16 protein-coding genes are annotated in these 17,269 nt (G+C 40.6%); 9 read left to right on the forward strand and 7 right to left on the reverse strand.

The genetic code is table 11. The features are described from left to right. The first annotated feature begins 11 nt into the window (after positions 1–11). The 8 genes from nrfB (at position 12) to O3746_RS02950 (ending at position 8,358) form a co-directional block, all read left to right on the forward strand. On the forward strand, positions 12–677 hold the full coding sequence (gene nrfB / locus O3746_RS02915) for a cytochrome c nitrite reductase pentaheme subunit (RefSeq protein WP_049372863.1): 666 nt from the start codon (positions 12–14) through the stop codon (positions 675–677). Continuing rightward, positions 677–1,354: a cytochrome c nitrite reductase Fe-S protein gene (nrfC, locus tag O3746_RS02920; RefSeq protein ID WP_049376106.1), complete on the forward strand. Its 678-nt coding sequence runs from the start codon at positions 677–679 to the stop codon at positions 1,352–1,354. Before nrfB ends, nrfC begins: the two co-directional genes overlap by 1 nt. Continuing rightward, a complete protein-coding gene (nrfD, locus tag O3746_RS02925) occupies positions 1,351–2,316 on the forward strand; it encodes a cytochrome c nitrite reductase subunit NrfD (protein ID WP_049364958.1) in 966 nt (321 codons plus the stop codon). The genes nrfC and nrfD overlap by 4 nt, the downstream gene beginning before the upstream one ends. A 147-nt stretch (positions 2,317–2,463) precedes the next feature. Further along, a complete protein-coding gene (gene nrfE / locus O3746_RS02930) occupies positions 2,464–4,368 on the forward strand; it encodes a heme lyase NrfEFG subunit NrfE (RefSeq protein WP_371447777.1) in 1,905 nt (634 codons plus the stop codon). Then, positions 4,361–4,891: a DsbE family thiol:disulfide interchange protein gene (locus tag O3746_RS02935; RefSeq protein ID WP_178163678.1), complete on the forward strand. Its 531-nt coding sequence runs from the start codon at positions 4,361–4,363 to the stop codon at positions 4,889–4,891. Before nrfE ends, O3746_RS02935 begins: the two co-directional genes overlap by 8 nt. A 1-nt stretch (position 4,892) precedes the next feature. Then, complete coding sequence (gene nrfF / locus O3746_RS02940; RefSeq protein ID WP_371447778.1) at positions 4,893–5,948, forward strand: heme lyase NrfEFG subunit NrfF; 1,056 nt, start codon at positions 4,893–4,895, stop codon at positions 5,946–5,948. A gap of 3 nt (positions 5,949–5,951) precedes the next feature. Next, complete coding sequence (locus tag O3746_RS02945; protein ID WP_371447779.1) at positions 5,952–7,154, forward strand: NAD(P)/FAD-dependent oxidoreductase; 1,203 nt, start codon at positions 5,952–5,954, stop codon at positions 7,152–7,154. A gap of 109 nt (positions 7,155–7,263) precedes the next feature. Beyond that, positions 7,264–8,358 (forward strand): 5-methyltetrahydropteroyltriglutamate--homocysteine S-methyltransferase, encoded by a 1,095-nt coding sequence (locus tag O3746_RS02950; protein ID WP_178160919.1) that lies wholly within the window; start codon positions 7,264–7,266, stop codon positions 8,356–8,358. Positions 8,359–8,499: 141 nt separating this feature from the next. Here O3746_RS02950 and O3746_RS02955 read toward each other — a convergent pair whose 3' ends face one another. From O3746_RS02955 to O3746_RS02970, 4 genes are read right to left on the reverse strand one after another with little or no spacing between them, the layout of a single operon-like run. After that, entirely contained in the window at positions 8,500–9,816 is a 1,317-nt protein-coding gene (locus O3746_RS02955) for an MFS transporter (protein ID WP_049363035.1), read from the reverse strand. A gap of 53 nt (positions 9,817–9,869) precedes the next feature. Beyond that, on the reverse strand, positions 9,870–10,613 hold the full coding sequence (menH, locus tag O3746_RS02960; protein ID WP_049384512.1) for a 2-succinyl-6-hydroxy-2,4-cyclohexadiene-1-carboxylate synthase: 744 nt from the start codon (positions 10,611–10,613) through the stop codon (positions 9,870–9,872). Between the two features lie 47 nt (positions 10,614–10,660). After that, a complete protein-coding gene (gene menD / locus O3746_RS02965) occupies positions 10,661–12,367 on the reverse strand; it encodes a 2-succinyl-5-enolpyruvyl-6-hydroxy-3-cyclohexene-1-carboxylic-acid synthase (protein WP_049384513.1) in 1,707 nt (568 codons plus the stop codon). A gap of 5 nt (positions 12,368–12,372) precedes the next feature. Next, positions 12,373–13,653, reverse strand: coding sequence for an isochorismate synthase MenF (locus O3746_RS02970; protein WP_049367227.1), 1,281 nt, complete (start codon positions 13,651–13,653; stop codon positions 12,373–12,375). A 154-nt stretch (positions 13,654–13,807) separates the two neighbouring features. Between O3746_RS02970 and O3746_RS02975 the strand changes: the two genes are divergently transcribed. After that, a complete protein-coding gene (locus O3746_RS02975) occupies positions 13,808–15,022 on the forward strand; it encodes a pyridoxal phosphate-dependent aminotransferase (RefSeq protein ID WP_371447780.1) in 1,215 nt (404 codons plus the stop codon). Between the two features lie 50 nt (positions 15,023–15,072). Here the strand turns inward: O3746_RS02975 and O3746_RS02980 are convergent, their stop codons facing one another. Genes O3746_RS02980 through O3746_RS02990 form a run of 3 tightly spaced genes read right to left on the reverse strand, consistent with a single transcriptional unit; the run spans position 15,073 to position 17,264 of the window. Then, complete coding sequence (locus O3746_RS02980) at positions 15,073–16,005, reverse strand: phosphatidate cytidylyltransferase (RefSeq protein WP_371447870.1); 933 nt, start codon at positions 16,003–16,005, stop codon at positions 15,073–15,075. A 9-nt stretch (positions 16,006–16,014) separates the two neighbouring features. Further along, positions 16,015–16,647 carry a lysophospholipid acyltransferase family protein gene (locus O3746_RS02985; protein ID WP_294789635.1) on the reverse strand — a complete coding sequence of 211 codons (633 nt, stop codon included), beginning with the start codon at positions 16,645–16,647 and terminating at the stop codon, positions 16,015–16,017. Positions 16,648–16,658: 11 nt separating this feature from the next. Beyond that, on the reverse strand, positions 16,659–17,264 hold the full coding sequence (locus tag O3746_RS02990; RefSeq protein WP_371447781.1) for a CDP-alcohol phosphatidyltransferase family protein: 606 nt from the start codon (positions 17,262–17,264) through the stop codon (positions 16,659–16,661). Between the last annotated feature and the right edge of the window lie 5 nt (positions 17,265–17,269).

The following is a 17,269-nucleotide window of genomic DNA, read 5'->3' on the forward strand; positions in this document are numbered from 1 at the left end:
AGGTAATCAGAATGAATTTAACTTCTTTAATCAGCAAATCGGCTAAATCCCTTGCATTGCTTGCAATGCTTGCGGCAATGCCAATGGCTGCAAGTGCGGAAGAGATGGCAAAAACACCGGCCTCTCAAATCACTTATGAGCCACAATTGGATAACCAACGAGATCCAAACCAATATTGTGCGAAATGTCACAAATTTGACCAAGTTGATAAAAACCAAACTTTAGATCAATCTGGTGGTGAATTACACTTTGGTAAATTCCACGGCACACACTTAAATCAAAAAAGCCCTAACACCGGTAAACCGATTAACTGTGTAAACTGTCACGGTAATATTTCGGAAGATCACCGTCGTGGTGCAAAAGATGTGATGCGTTTTGATGGCGATATCTTTGGTGATAAAAAACCAATGTATACCGCGCAAGAACAAAACCAAGTTTGTTTTGCTTGTCACCAACCTGCAAAACTTCGTGAAAAACTTTGGGCGCACGATGTTCACGCAATGAAATTGCCTTGTGCAAGCTGCCACACATTACACCCGAAAGATGATGCGATGAAAGGTATTCAACCGAAAAATCGTGTGAAACTTTGTGTAGATTGCCACGGCGAACAACAAAAACGCAAAGCGGCAAAAGACGCACAATCACAAACGCAATCAACCGAACAAAAGGATAAATAATGACAGCTTGTTCACGCCGAAACTTTGTTTCCGGCATGGGGGCATTAATCCTTATGACGGGGACATCAGTTACCTCTTTAGCGAAAGAGGAAAAGGCGGATAAACCGAAACGCTATGCAATGGTACACGACGAAACAGCTTGTATCGGCTGTACCGCTTGTATGGATGCTTGTCGTGAAACAAACCACGTTCCTGAAGGCGTTTCACGTTTGGAAATTCTCCGTAGTGAACCTTACGGCGAATTCCCAAATCAAGAATACGAGTTTTTCCGTCAATCTTGCCAACACTGTACAAACGCCCCTTGCGTGGCAGTTTGTCCGACCGGTGCATCATTTATTGATCCTGAAACAGGTATCGTAGATGTGCATAAAGATCTTTGTGTAGGTTGCCAATACTGTATTGCAGTTTGTCCTTACCGCGTACGTTTCATTCACCCAGTACACCGTACTGCGGATAAATGTAACTTCTGTCGCGATACAAACTTAGCAGCTGGCAAACAACCTGCTTGTGTAGAAGCTTGCCCAACCAAAGCATTAACCTTTGGTGATATGAATGATCCAAGCAGTGCAGTTTCCCGCAAAGTGAAAGAAAAACCGGTTTATCGCACGAAAGTGGAATTAGGTACTCAACCAAATCTTTACCATATTCCATTCCAACACGGGGAGCCAAGAAGATGACATTAGATTATCCTGTTCCGTTTCACACACCTAATTTGGTGTGGGATTCAACAATCGCTATCTATTTGTTCTTACTTGGTATTTCTTCCGGTGCGGTACAATTAGCGATTGCTTATAAACGCAGTAACAAATTAGAAAATCCTAGCAAAAACTGGATTATCCGAGCAGCCGCCGTTTTAGGTTCTGTGCCAACATTAATTGGTTTAACCCTGTTAATTTTCCACTTGGCACGTCCTTGGACATTCTGGAAATTGATGTTTAACTATCAATTCAACTCTGTAATGTCTATGGGGGTAATGTTATTCCAAGTTTATATGCTGTTCTTGGTATGTTGGTGTGCGGTTATCTTCAAAGAAGATATCATGGCGCTCATCCAACGTTTTATGCCAAAACTTGGCTTTGTCGGTAAAATTATCAATGTATTAGAACGTTTAACTGGTCCTGTAGAAGTCATTCTCTTCATTTTAGCCGCTGTGCTAGGGGCTTATACCGGTTTCTTACTTTCAGCATTGATCAGTTACCCAATGTTAAATAACCCTGTTCTACCAGCGTTATTCTTGGCTTCAGGTACCTCTTCAGGTATCGCTGCAACCTTCTTATTTATCCTCATTGCAGGTAAATTAAAAGGTGATAGCCATGAATCACACTTCATTCACAAATTTGAAGTGCCAATTATGGTAACTGAACTTGGTTTATTAATCTGTTTCTTTGTTGGTCTACACTTCGGTGGTGGTCAGAAAGTCGTTGCATTACACAATGCACTTTCCGGCTTCTGGGGTGCAGTGTTCTGGATTGGGGTATTCTTAATTGGTATCATCATTCCTCTACTTGCGAACCTTGCAGCAAAAGACAGTTTAAAATACAACAAGAACTTTATTATCCTTGTGTCAATCTTCGACTTAATCGGGGTTCTCTGCTTACGTTACTTCATCTTGTATGCAGGACAACTTACCGTTGCGTAAGGATAAATTTCTTATTTAATCAAAAGGCGTATACAATACGCCTTTTGTTTATTTAGAAGACTAAAGTGCGGTTAATTTTACGTATGTTTTTCATGCTTAAAATCAACCTCATTTTGTAAAATACAACCTTTAATACTGAAGAATACTATGCTTCCCGAACTCGGATTTCTCTCATTACTCTTCGCCACCACTGCGGCGCTCTTACTTTCCATCGTGCCGCAAATTGGTATTTGGCGAAATAAACCTACTCTAACCAATACAGCTTGGGGATTAAGTTATTGCTTCGGTATTTTTACAAGCGTTTCCATCGGTATTCTCGCCTACTCTTTTGCGACCGATGATTTCACATTGGAATACGTGGCAGCGCACTCCAATTCTCAACTACCGACATTTTTCAAAGTCGCCGCTACTTGGGGCGGACATGAAGGCTCCATTTTATTTTGGCTTTTCACATTAAGTCTTTGGTTGGTGGCTTTTGCCTTTTTCTCTCGCAAAAATGACCGCACTTTTTCTGCGCAAACTCTGTCTTTACTCGGCTTAATTTGTCTTGGGTTTGCTATTTTCATTTTGTTCTACTCCAACCCATTTGGACGTACATTTCCTGCCCCTGCAGAAGGGCGAGATCTTAATCCAATGCTGCAAGATATTGGCTTAATTTTCCATCCACCACTGTTATATGTGGGTTATGTGGGCTTTGCCGTTAACTTTGCCATGTCCATTTCTGCCTTAATCTTTAATCGTTCTGCACAAGCAATCGCTCGTGCTATGCGAGCTTGGGTGCTCGTTTCTTGGTTATTCTTAACCTTAGGGATCGTACTCGGTGCCTGGTGGGCATATTATGAATTAGGCTGGGGCGGCTGGTGGTTCTGGGACCCAGTAGAAAACGCCTCACTTATGCCATGGTTATTGGGACTCGCACTGCTACACAGCTTGATGGTGACTGAAAAACAAGGCATGTTTAGCTACTGGACAATACTCTTTTCTCTACTCGCTTTTGCATTCAGTGTATTAGGCACATTTATTGTCCGTTCAGGTGCATTAACCTCTGTTCATGCTTTTGCTTTAGATAGCTCCCGTGGTTATGTGCTATTACTGATTTTCTTCTTATTGACTGTCGGCTCACTCAGTTTATTTGCCCTACGCACAAATACCAATGAAAGAGCGGTCAAATTTCCGCTTATTTCTAAAACAGGGGCAATTTTAGGCTTAAATATCGTATTGACCGTGGCAACCGTCAGCACATTCTTAGGCACTTTCTATCCAATGCTGTTCCAGGCCATGAATTGGGGCAGTATTTCTGTGGGGGCGCCTTACTTTAATAGTATTTTCTTGCCATTACTCACGTTAGTGCTTTTTTCGATGGCGGCTACACTTTGCTTAAACTGGTTTAAATCAGACAAAAAACGCTTTATCAAACGTCTGTTATTACTTATTCCCGCTGCAGTAATTGCTTATGGCATGATTTGGAATGCGCTGCAAAATGATGGCGCATTACGTTTCCATTTCTTTGCTTATGTATTACTCACCCTTGCTATCTGGGTATTATTCGTCACCTTATGGCAAAATTGGGCAAAAGTAAGACTTGCCTATTTTGGGATGATTCTTGCACACTGCGGTGTGGCGATTGCCACGATGGGCGCCGTGATGAGTAGTTACTTTGGCAGTGAATTAGGTGTTAGACTTGCGCCACAACAAAGCCAACAATTAGGCCAATTTGAATTCCACTACGATCGTTTTTCCAATGAAATAGGTCCCAACTTTACCGCCGAAGTCGCTTTCTTTAGTGTGTCAGAACAAGGCAAACCTTACGCAGAAATTGTACCGGAGCGCCGTTATTATGATGTTCGCACCATGACCATGAGTGAAGTGGGCTTAGATGCAGGCTTTTGGGGCGATTTATACATTGTTATGGGCGATAACTTAGGCAAAGGTGAATTCACATTCCGCTTACATTACAAACCGCTTATTCGCTGGTTATGGCTCGGGGGCATTTTAATGGCACTTGGCGCATTATGTTCAGCCATCAATTTGAAGAGAAAACGTGATGAATAAAAAGTTTATTTTGTTTTTACCACTGATTTTGTTATTGAGCATTTGCTTACTGCTTTTTGTTGGCTTACACAAAGATCCAAAACAAATTGCCTCAGCACTCATTGATAAGCCTGTGCCGGAATTCTATCAAGCGAATTTACTTGAACCGAGTCAAATTGTCAGCCCGAGAGATTTTCCAAAGAAACCTTTCCTACTCAACGTGTGGGGAAGTTGGTGTGGCTATTGCCAACAAGAACACCCTCTTTTGATGGAAATTTCAAAAGAAGTGCCCATTGTTGGAATCGACTATCGTGACAAACCTCAAAATGGCATTGCGATGCTCGAACGTATGGGCAATCCGTTCATACTCACTATTGACGATAGCCGTGGTGAATTTGCGATGCAATTGGGCGTAGATGGCGCACCAGAAACCTATGTTGTCGATGAGCACGGCATGATCCGTTATCGCCATTCCGGTTATATGGATCGCGAAACGTGGCTCACTGAGATCAAACCAAAACTTGATGAATTAACTAAAAAGTAAAATGAAAAAATTAACCCGATTTCTGACCGCACTTTTACTGACTTTCGCCCTTTTTGCTCACGCAGAAATGGTGGATACCTATGCGTTTAAAAACCAAGCCGATCGTACTCGTGCTGTTGAACTGGCAAAATCCTTACGCTGCCCACAATGTCAGAATCAAAACTTAGTTGAGTCTAATTCACCGATTGCTTATGACTTACGCATTGAAGTCTATAAAATGGTGGATGAAGGAAAAACAAATCAGCAAATTATCGACACGATGACAGCTCGTTTCGGTAATTTCGTGAACTATAAGCCACCTTTCCAATGGAATACCGCACTACTCTGGCTATTGCCTATTTTGTTATTAATTGGTGCTTTTGCATTAATTTTATTTTCTACTAAAAAATCAGAAGGCGAACCAAAACAACTCGAAAATCAACCTCATACTGCCCCTAAAGAAGAAAAAAGTGCGGTCAAATTTGAAACCAAATCCGCCATTTGGGTCTTTGCAATCTTATTGATTCTTCCTTTAAGTTATTACTTCTCCCTTGATCGTTTTGAGCGAGTTCAACAAGGCGAAAAAGAGATGATTGAGCTCGCCAATAAAAAAACGGATACGCCAATGGTGCATCAAAAAGAAGATGTGGTACTCAAAATTCAAAACAAAATTCGAGCTGATGTGAATAACCCTGACCTTTGGATTCAACTAGGTGAAGCCTATGTGCAAAATGATGAATTTGATCATGCACTGATTGCCTACGGGAATGCAGAAAAAATCTCTGGGACAACACCCGCTATTTTAGGCTTAAAAGCGACCGCACTTTATTATCAAGCGGGCCAAACTATCACGCCTGAAATCCAACAAATAATGGATGAAGCCTTAAAACAGGATAAAAATGAAATTTCAGTTCTCACCTTATTAGCGACTGAAGCCTTTAAAAATCATCAACCAGAACAATCCAAAGCCTATTGGCAGCAATTATTGGATTCTGGCAATTCTGTCGTGGATCGCCGAACTGTCATCCAACGAATCAAAATGATAGACTATTTTGAAAAAGGGCAAGCATCACAATAAATTATGAGTCGCTATTCAGAAAATATCATTATTGGAGCCGGTGCCGCCGGCTTATTTTGTGCCGCCCAGTTAGGCAAACTGGGCAAACAAGCCACTATTTTTGATAATGGTAAGAAAATTGGCCGAAAAATTTTAATGTCTGGCGGTGGATTCTGTAATTTCACCAATATGGAAATTACGTCTGGCCGTTATATCAGCCAGAACAAACACTTCGTCAAATCCGCCTTAAAACGTTATACACAATGGGATTTTATTGCTTTAGTCGCTGAGTATGGCATTCCTTACCACGAAAAAGAATTAGGTCAGTTATTTTGTGATAACGGTGCAGAAAATATTGTGAAGATGCTCGGAGCAGAATGTGACAAATACGGTGTTCACATTCAACTACGCAGCGAAGTGAGTGATGTTGAATCGGTTGAAAACAACCCTAAAGTGCGGTTTAAATTAAAGGTAAATGCGGTTGAATGGCAATGCCAGAATTTGATTATCGCTACAGGCGGGCTCTCCATGCCTGGCTTGGGCGCCTCGCCTTTTGGCTATCAAATTGCAGAACAGTTTGGATTAAATGTGATTCCTCCGCGTGCAAGCCTTGTGCCATTCACATGGCGAGAAAGTGACAAATTCTACTCGGCACTCTCTGGCGTTTCATTAGATGTGGCTGCAACGAATCAGCACAAAACCTTTACTCATCAAATGTTATTCACCCATCGTGGTTTATCAGGCCCTGCTATTTTACAAATATCCAATTATTGGCAACCGGGTGAGAGCATTCATTTAGATTTATTACCTTATAACGATATTCGTCATCACCTAGATGAGATGCGTCAATCTTCGCCGAAATTGCAGCTTAAAACCGTATTAAGTCGTTTATTGCCGAAAAAATTAGTCGAACTTTGGTTAGAACAAGGTCTGATTCAAGATGAAGTGATTGCAAACTTAAGTAAAGTGCGGTTAGAAAATTTAGAGAATTTAATCCACAATTGGCAATTCATTCCTAATGGCACTGAAGGCTATCGAACGGCTGAAGTCACAATGGGTGGCGTTGATACTCATGAGATTTCATCCAAAACTATGGAAGCCACAAAGATTAAAGGTCTCTATTTTATCGGTGAGGTGCTGGATGTTGTCGGCTGGTTAGGCGGCTACAATTTCCAATGGGCATGGAGTTCTGCAGCAGTTTGTGCGATGGGGATTGCTGAAAGCTAATCTTTCTCTGCATTAATTATTTTCATCATGAATGGAAAAATCATTACTTTGATCATGAAATATCCTTACGTTAAAATCATCATACTAAAATGAAAAGAAGGATATAAACATGACATCAAAAACACTTCCCTTTCACGCTGATACTGTGGGCTCATACTTGCGTTCTCAACCTTTAAAAGAAGCCCGTGCAAAATTTGCAGCAGGTGAACTTTCGCGTGAACAATTAACAGAAGTTGAAGATCAAGAAATTGCAAAATTAGTACAAGCTCAGTTAGATGCAGGTATTCAAGTCATCACGGATGGAGAATATCGCCGTGCATTTTGGCATATTGATTTCTTAGAAAACTTAAATGGCATCGAAGGTTATCACCCTGAACATGGTTATAAATTTAATGGTGTGGAAACCAAACCTTACAATACTCGCTGCTGCGGTAAAGTATCTTGGAATCCAAACCATCCATTTATCGAACATTTCAAAAAATTAAAAGACATTGTTGGGGATCGTGGCATCGTAAAATATACCATTCCAAGTCCGAATCAATTAATGTATCCAATTCAATGGGATACAGGAGTTTATGCGACGCGTGCAGAATTTGCCAAAGATGTTCAACAAGCTTATAAAGATGCGATCAAAGCTTTCTACGATGCGGGTTGCCGTTATTTACAATTTGATGATGTGTATTGGGGTTCACTCTGTAATAATCACTTAAAACCAGAATTTGAAGCAGATAAAGCGCAAGCCCTTGAAAATATTCAAGTTGTATTAGCCGCTAAACCAGCAGATATGGTTATCACAACGCATGTTTGTCGTGGCAATTTCCGTTCAACCTATTTATTAACCGGCGCATACGATCCTATTGCGGATGCGTTATTCGGTCAAACCCAATACGATGGCTATTTCCTTGAATATGATGACGAACGTTCTGGTGGGTTTGAGCCATTAAAACACTTTGCCAATAACCCACACAAAGGCCGCGTGGTATTAGGCTTAATCAGTTCAAAATTCCCTGAATTAGAAGATAAAACGGCTATTAAAGCACGCATTGAAGAAGCGACTCAATATGTTCCACTTGAACAGCTTTGCTTAAGCCCACAATGTGGTTTTGCGTCAACAGAAGAAGGGAATATCATGACGGAAGCGCAACAATGGGCAAAAGTCCGTTACGTTGAAGAAATTGCTAAAGAAGTATGGGGTGAAGATTAATTCTTTTCATAAAAACATACTGTTTTTTAACCGCACTTTTATAATCTGAGAGCGTAGCAATACGCTCTTTTTTATTACTTCCTTTCAATAAATAAAAAAGCTGATGTTATTCACATCAGCTTTTTCATTATCAATTTGTCACTAGATTTGCGTTAAATCGACGTTTTTCGTTTCTTTTGAGGCTAATAATGCTAACAAGGTTAAGAATGCATTAATGGCTAAATAAATCCCCACGCCCATTAAGCCATAGAGCGCATTGATTTTTAATGAAATCATTGCCGCAATGGTTGCCCCGATAATGGATGCAATATTGTAGGCTAAAGAAGCGCCAGAATAGCGTACTTCCGTTGGGAATAATTCAGGTAATAACGCCGCCATTGGGCCAAATGTCATGCCCATTAATGCCATACCAATTACTAAGAAAGCAAATACAGAAGCCGGTGTACCATTTCCAAGGAATAATGGCATACATAATGCAAAAATTAAAATGCTGACTGTTGTCCAAATTAACCATTTGCGACGACCGATTTTATCTGCATAAAGACCTGAAATACTAATAAAAATCGCAAAAACAATCGCACTCATTAAAAGTAATCCCGTGAAGGTATTGGCAGGAATGCCTAACCCCATAGGATAGCCCGCTTCTGAAAGGGTTGCCGGTGTACGAGAATACGCTTGAGCAAAGGCGGTCATAATATAGAACAAGGAATAGGTTGCCACCATGATAAATGTACCAATCACCATTGGTTTAAAGTGTTTAGTGAATACCACACTCACTGGTGCTTTTAATTTTTTCCCTTTTTCTTCCGCTTCAACGAAGACATGGCTCTCATGTAAAGTTAAACGAACATACAACCCAACTAAAACTAAGGCTAAAGAAGAAACAAACGGGATACGCCATGCCCACTCAACAAGGGCTTGTTGCCCCCAGAAATAGCTCACTAAGAAGAAGGTCGCATTAGCCACAAATAAACCTATTGGCGCACCTAATTGAGGGAATGTACCATACCAAGCACGTTTTCCTTCTGGCGCATTTTCTGTTGCCACTAAAGCAGCGCCGCCCCATTCACCACCAAGACCAATACCCTGACCGACTCGGCAAATACATAACAAAATCGGTGCCCAAATACCAATTTGAGAATAAGTCGGCAATAAACCGATAACGACCGTCGATCCGCCCATTAAAACCAAAGAGGCGACCAAGGTTTTCTTACGACCAATCTTGTCACCAAAGTGCCCAAATAAAGCTGAGCCAATTGGACGAGCAAAGAACGCTAAGGCTAATGTCGAAAGAGAAAGCAAATCATCTGAAAGCGGATCGCCACTATGGAAGAATTGCGTGTTAAAAACTAATACTGCCGCAGCGGCATAGATATAATAATCGAAGAATTCAATTGCGGTACCCACCATAGAGGCTAAAGCAACCTTAAGTGGATCATTACGAAGTTGTGAGGACATTTTGCTTCCTTAAGAGTCAAATAAAATGAAAGGGCTAAATCCTAGCATTTCCCTTAAGGTTGAGCAATTTTTAATACGATATTTTCGATTTTTTCAGCAAAATATGTCGGATTTTCTAAATGTGCATTATGACCAGCGTCAGGAATAAGCGTTAAATCAAGTTGATTATTCTCTGCCATTTGACGAAACTTCTGATCTCGTTCACCACAAAAATAAAAAAATAGCAGCAAACTTGACCGCACTTTCTCGCGAAAATCAGGCTGTTTAGCAAGACTAGTGGCTAATAACATATGACCAATATTTGCCCCACAATTGGCTTTTCGCTTTTCAATTAATGCCTTACGTTGCTGTTCATTTAAATGAGAAAAAACAGGTTGTTGATACCAATCTTCGAGCACGGTTTCAGGCTTTTCATGGAAAAAACGCTCAGCCCACATGTTGTCATTGACTAGACGGCTTTGTTTTTCTTGTTCAGATTGTAAACCTAAATTCGCCCCTTCTAAAATGACTGCCTTTAAATGCCCTATTTTCACTTTCGCGTGCAGTGCATAATATTGTGCGACTCGTCCACCAAGTGAATAACCGATTAAAATATAAGGCTCATTTTTTATGAGATGTTGAATTTGTTCTTCAAGGCACTGAGCGGTTTGCTCAAAATCTTCAACGGCAACAGCTTTATTCTCACCGTGAAACGGTAAATCGAGAGAGAGACAACGAAAGTGCGGTAGATTTTCGATGACTTTTTGCCAATCTGATTTCGTACCTAATAAGCCATGGAGAAAAACAAGATTCATCATAATAATGCCATATAAAGAAATCCCCTCTATATAAGAGGGGAAAAAAATTATTCACCAATCACCGCGTGGCTGATTTGTTCAATCAAGCGCTTATAGGTTGCGCTGCCATCACTTGGATTTGTTTTGATTTCAATTAATGTCGCACGGCGGCGAGTATAAGCTTGTTTTAACACGGAGCTTAAATCTGCCCAAGTGTAAGGTAAAGCATATTTTAAACCAAACATTGCGGCGACTTGAGAGAAATCACCATTATGTGGCAAGCGATAGAACTGCTCTTTCACCTCTTCATCCACTGGCAACATATCAAAGATTGCGCCACCATTATTGTTGATCACAAAAATAATAGTTGGTTGAGTGACATTCTTAAATAAGGCTAAAGAGTTCAAATCATAAAGCGCAGACGTATCGCCAATCATGGCCACCACAGGTTGATCGGCACCGATACCGATACCTGCAGCCGTGGCTAATAAGCCATCAATTCCACTTGCACCACGGTTGGTATAAATCGGATACCCTTCAGGTAATTTGGTTAACGCATCAACCAAACGCACAAAAAGACTGTTTCCTAAGAACAAAATACCGTTGTAAGGTAAAACACGCTCAATATGATGTGCTAATGAGGCTTCATTAAGATTGCCACCGACTTGTTGTTCGATAAAGGTTGCACAGAATTTTGAAAGTGCCAGAGGTTCGAGCAACCAAGGCTTTTGACGCAATGGCGGGTGTGCACGCAACCAATGATGAGCTTTGGCGTTAAAGCGAGTTTGCGTATGGTGGTTTGGATCAACTGCATTTTGACTTTGCTCCACCACCCAAAATTCGCCTTGGAATTCCGCTAAGAATTGGTTAATCCGTTTACTGATAAAACGAGAACCAAATTGAATCACGATATCAGCTTGAAGTAATTTTTGCTTCACCGTTTGGTTTGCTAGCCAAATATCTGCATAAGGCATGAGAGGTTCTACACCTGATTGAATATCCGTAAGCAAAATCCAGCCCATGGTATTTGCCCATGAGTTAATGCCCATCGCTTGTTCAGGTGTCAATTGTCCTGCCACAATCACACCACGTTTTGTACGCCAAGTATCCCAATTCTCGTGCATTAACACTTCTTGCTGTAATGGTTGATGATCGACCCAATTTTTAGGCTGACTTAACCAACGTTGAATTGGCATTAACCAAGGATGACTGTCAATTTCTTGTTCTTGCGCATTATAAAGTGGCTCTGCAAAAGGCACATTGATATGCACCACGCCTGGTTGTTGTTTTTGTTTATAGCAAGCTTGTTCTAACGTAGAAATTAACCATTTTGCCGCATAATCTGCCTGAGGTTTCGGTAGATTGACACTTGCCACTGGGTAATCGGCAAACATATTTTGTTGCACGATAGCTTGATTCGCCCCACACTCCCATAATTCAGGTGGGCGATCAGCGGTAAGAATAATTAAATTCACGCCTGTTTGACGAGCTTCAATAATCGCAGGATATAAATTTGCTGCTGCAGTACCCGAGGTGACAATCACGGCAACAGGCGCTTGAGTAGATTTTGCAATCCCCAACGCAAAAAAGCCTAAACCACGTTCATCAAAGTGACTATGGCACGTTGCACGAGAAGCATTTTGTAAACGCACAGCTTCTAGCGTTAAAGGTGTTGAGCGTGAACCTGGCGCAATACAAAAGTGACTCACGCCTTGGCGAACCAAGGTTTCTAAGATCACCTTTGACCAACAACGATTAAATACGCTTACAGACATTCTTCTTATTCTCCGTTATTCTCTGCAAACAGGGAAATCAGCCCTGCCGCTTTACGTTCAATTTCTAACCACTCTTCTACAGGTTGTGAGCCTTCCACAATCCCCGCGCCAGCAAATACACGTACTTGGTTTTCTTCAATAAAAGCCGAACGAATGGTGACACAAAATTCTGAGAGATGTTGACTCATCACACCTAATGTTCCAGCATACCAACGACGATCAAAAGTTTCTATTTCAGCCAAAGCTTTCTTCGCTTGTTGCTGTGGTAAACCTGATACTGCTGCCGTTGGATGAATCGCCTTCAGTAAATCGGCATCCGTACAAAGTGCGGTCAATTTTGCTTGCATTTTTCGAATCAAATGCTGCACTTTGCGTAATGACTTTAATGCGACATCATCAACGGTAATTTGTTCCACTAAGTGACTGATATTTTGTGAAATATCTTCAACCACCAACCAGTTTTCATTGAGGTTTTTTTCATCATTTAATAACCAATTCGCACGTTCATCATTTTCACTTGGATTATCACTAACAGGTGCTGTGCCCGCAAGCGCCTCCGTAAATAACTGACGATCATCTCGTGCGAATAAGCGTTCAGGCGTCGAACCTACAAAACAGTGTTCAGCATTATCTGCCCATAAAAAATGGTAACAACCACTATTTTTTGCTTGGCTTGCTGCAAGAAAATCTTTTCCGTTTAACTCACCCTGAAGACCAAACACGGTTTCATTCGCCAAAACAAGCTTGGTTAATTCCCCTTGTCGAATTCGACTGAGTGCTTGATTGACCCAATCGCACCACGTTTCTTGGTTTGCTTTTGGCACCATGCTTTCGATGGTTAATTGATTAAGTGGTAAAAGTGCGGTCGTTTTTTCGAATGAATTCAATACCGCTTTTGCCAGATTAAGCTCATTTGTTTCAACAAAAACTGAAATCTCAGTCTCGCCATGTTGTTGTTCAATTAAAACTTGAGGCAAAATAAACTGGCTTTCACCTTGAAACTGTAAACCACCGACTAAAGGGAAATCGTGTTCTTGGATAAATTGCTGTGCCAAATTCACATCTGAAAATGACCGCACTTTCCCCACCGCTGCGACGGTTTTATCTTCATCACGAAAACGTAAATAAAATTGTGGATAAACAAGTTGCCCCTTCATCCATGCCAAAAGATCAACACCCAATTTCATCTTCGTCTGAAGACGTGCAATAGCGGATTGCTGATCAGTTGTCACCAAGGTTTCAAACTGGCGAATTAGCTCAGATTTAGCTTGTTCTAAAGGGCCCATGAAAAATAATAAAACACACAAAAAATTAGCCCATATTCTACCGCACTTTAATACATTCAAAAAATTTTTTTATTAAATCTTTTCAAGATAAGAATTTAAGCGTAAATTAGACGTAATTTTTGAATGAAAATCTAATTATCATAGGATGTTATTAATGAGATCTTTTCCGAAATCAGACAAATTAGAACACGTTTGCTACGATATTCGTGGACCGGTTCACAAAGAAGCTTTACGCCTAGAAGAAGAAGGCAATAAAATTTTAAAACTGAATATCGGCAACCCTGCCCCATTTGGTTTTGAAGCACCTGATGAAATTTTAGTTGATGTTATCCGCAACCTACCCTCTGCACAAGGTTATTGCGATTCCAAAGGGTTATATTCGGCACGTAAGGCTATCGTGCAATACTATCAATCGAAAGGTATTCATGATGCGACAGTAAACGATGTGTACATCGGAAATGGTGTATCTGAATTGATTACCATGTCCATGCAAGCACTTCTCAATGATGGTGATGAAGTATTGGTCCCAATGCCTGACTATCCATTATGGACCGCGGCTGTGACGTTAGCGGGCGGAAAAGCAGTACATTATTTATGTGATGAAGAAGCGGGTTGGTTCCCTGCTATTGATGATATTCGCGCGAAAGTCAATGCCAAAACCAAAGCTATCGTAGTAATCAACCCGAACAACCCGACAGGTGCGGTTTATAGCAAAGAGTTACTCGAAGAAATTATCCAAGTTGCACGTGAAAATAATCTGATTATTTTTGCTGATGAAATTTATGACAAGATTCTCTACGACGGTGCTATCCACCATCATATTGCTGCTCTTGCACCAGATGTATTAACCATTACATTCAATGGTTTATCAAAAGCGTATCGTGTTGCGGGTTTCCGTCAAGGTTGGATGATTTTAAATGGGCCGAAACAACATGCTAAAGGCTATATTGAAGGCTTGGATATGCTGGCGTCTATGCGTTTATGTGCAAACGTACCAATGCAGCACGCCATTCAAACGGCATTAGGTGGCTATCAAAGCATTAATGAATTTATTCAACCTGGCGGTCGTTTACTTGAACAACGTAATAAAGCCTACGAGTTGCTCACTCAAATCCCTGGTGTTAGCTGCGTAAAACCAATGGGGGCAATGTATATGTTCCCGAAACTCGACATCAAAAAATTCAACATTCATAGTGATGAAAAATTTGTGCTCGATTTATTACGTAAAGAGAAAGTACTTCTCGTGCATGGTAAAGGGTTTAACTGGCATTCACCAGATCACTTCCGTGTAGTGACACTTCCTTATACTGGCCAATTAGAAGAAGCCATTGGTAAATTGGCACGATTCTTAGAAACTTATCGTCAATAATAAAAAAGAGCGGTTAATTAACCGCTCTTTTTTTATTTCATGATTTACAACTACGCCCAGAAATAGCGCACCACATGGAAGAAAATTGGTGCAGAGAAACAAAGCGAATCCATACGATCTAAAATACCACCATGGCCACTGATCATATTCCCCCAGTCTTTCACACCCATACTGCGTTTCATTGCTGACATCACGAGTCCACCTAAGAATCCCATCAGGCAAATTAACATACTCATTAAAAACGCCTGCCATGCATTAAACGGTGTCATCCAATGAAGTAACATACCTAATAAACTTGCGCTTAATACACCACCAACAAAGCCTTCTACTGTTTTGGATGGAGACAAGGTTGGCGCAATTTTATGTTTGCCGAAGAGTTTACCCCAAACGTATTGCAACACATCGCTAGACTGTACTACCAAGATTAAGAAGATCATTAATAAAAGATTTTTTCCTTCATAACCTGAGATATCAAGTGTCAGTAAAGCCGGAATATGTGAAATACAGAATACACTAATCATCAATGCCCACTGAATTTTCGTAGAACGATCTAAGAAATTCGCAGGGTCACCCAGTAATGCTGAAAGAATAGGTAAAAATAAGAAGCCATATACGGGAATGAAGATAGTAAACATACTAAACCAATCAATGGCGACTAAAAAATATTGCAATGGCAAGATCACATAAAAACAGGCTGCGAGTGCAAGATGATCGCCTCGACGAATATTCAATAGAGAAAGAAACTCACGCAATCCCATAAATGAAATAATCAAAAAGAGCACAATCACGCCATAAAAACCCAATAAGCTCGCAATAAAGATAATCCCAATCATCACCCACCAAGCATTGATACGAGCATTCAGGTTATCAATAACGCTATTCGGTGTATCCACACCCGATCTGCGTTTTAAAATATATCCCACCGAGGAAGCAAAAATTAAGGCGATAAATAAACCACCGAAGAGTTGCCATATTTCTGTCATCATTTGCTCCTAAGATTTGCCTTTTTCACTGACGTTTAAACTTAATAATGCCGATTGAGCACGAGTCAGAAACACCTCTTTAGTTTCATCTGTCCCAATCTTTAATGGCTCGCCCACATAAAGATCACATAACAATGGGATCGGTAAAATAAAGCCTTTTGGTAAAACATTATTCATATTACTAATCCAAACGGGCACAAACTCACAATCAGGATTTTCTTTTGCTAAATAAAACAATCCGCTTTTAAATGGTTGAAGTGGCAAATCATCATCCATCTTACGAGTTCCTTCAGGAAAAATAATCAGGGAGTCATTGACTAATGCTTCACTCATTTGTCGTATGGCAGCTTTTGGATCTTGGCTATTACGTTCAATCAATAACATATTGAACACTTTATAGGCTAAAAAGCGACGAATTGCGCCTTTCGTCCAATAATCTTTGCCTGCAACAGGGCGAGTTTGTTTTCTTACTTCATAAGGCAACGAAATCCAAAGTAAGATAAAATCCCCATGACTATTATGATTGGCAAAATAGACACGATGCCCTTCTGAAGATTGTTCTGCAATTGCGGGTTGTGGTCGAACGCCTGTAATAAAAGAAGCAAAACGGCACAATAAAAAATCGATTAATCTCGCAAACATATTTGCTCCTATTATTCCGTCACTTCGGCTAAACCATTTTTTACTCGCTTAATACAAGTCACAATAAGCAAGATAATGACGATATTGGCTACCCACCAGAAAAATGAATGCAAGCTACCATTCACCGCATAGAGTAAACCGAGTACACCAAATACGAACGCACGATCACTTTTACCCATTGGGCCATCATAACGACGCGTTTTGCCTTGAACTTGCCCTAAAATGCCACATAACTCACTCAACGCGGCAAGCCAAATAATACTTGAGATTTGAATACCATCAAAAGGCACGACAAAAGCAAAAGGAAGGTAAAGTGCTGCATCAGAGACGACATCAGTAATTTCATTAAGATAACCCCCTAATCGACTTTTTTGATTAAATTCACGTGCGAGCATGCCATCAATGGCATTCAACGCCATACGCAAAAACAACCAAATAGGGATAAGGAAGAAAAGAGAAGAAAATGTCGGAAATAGTGCGAGAACCACACCGAGTAAAATAGAAAGTAAGCAGGCAATTAGCGTAACTTGATTTGCCGTTACGCCTTTTGCCGCTAATTGCCTAACTAAAGGCCGAAGTAAATTCTGAAATTTGGGTTTTAAGGCATAGATACTCATCTACC

It is taken from the genome of Haemophilus sp. 27098_8_127 (assembly GCF_041433495.1).
In the GTDB taxonomy this organism is placed as follows: domain Bacteria; phylum Pseudomonadota; class Gammaproteobacteria; order Enterobacterales; family Pasteurellaceae; genus Haemophilus_D.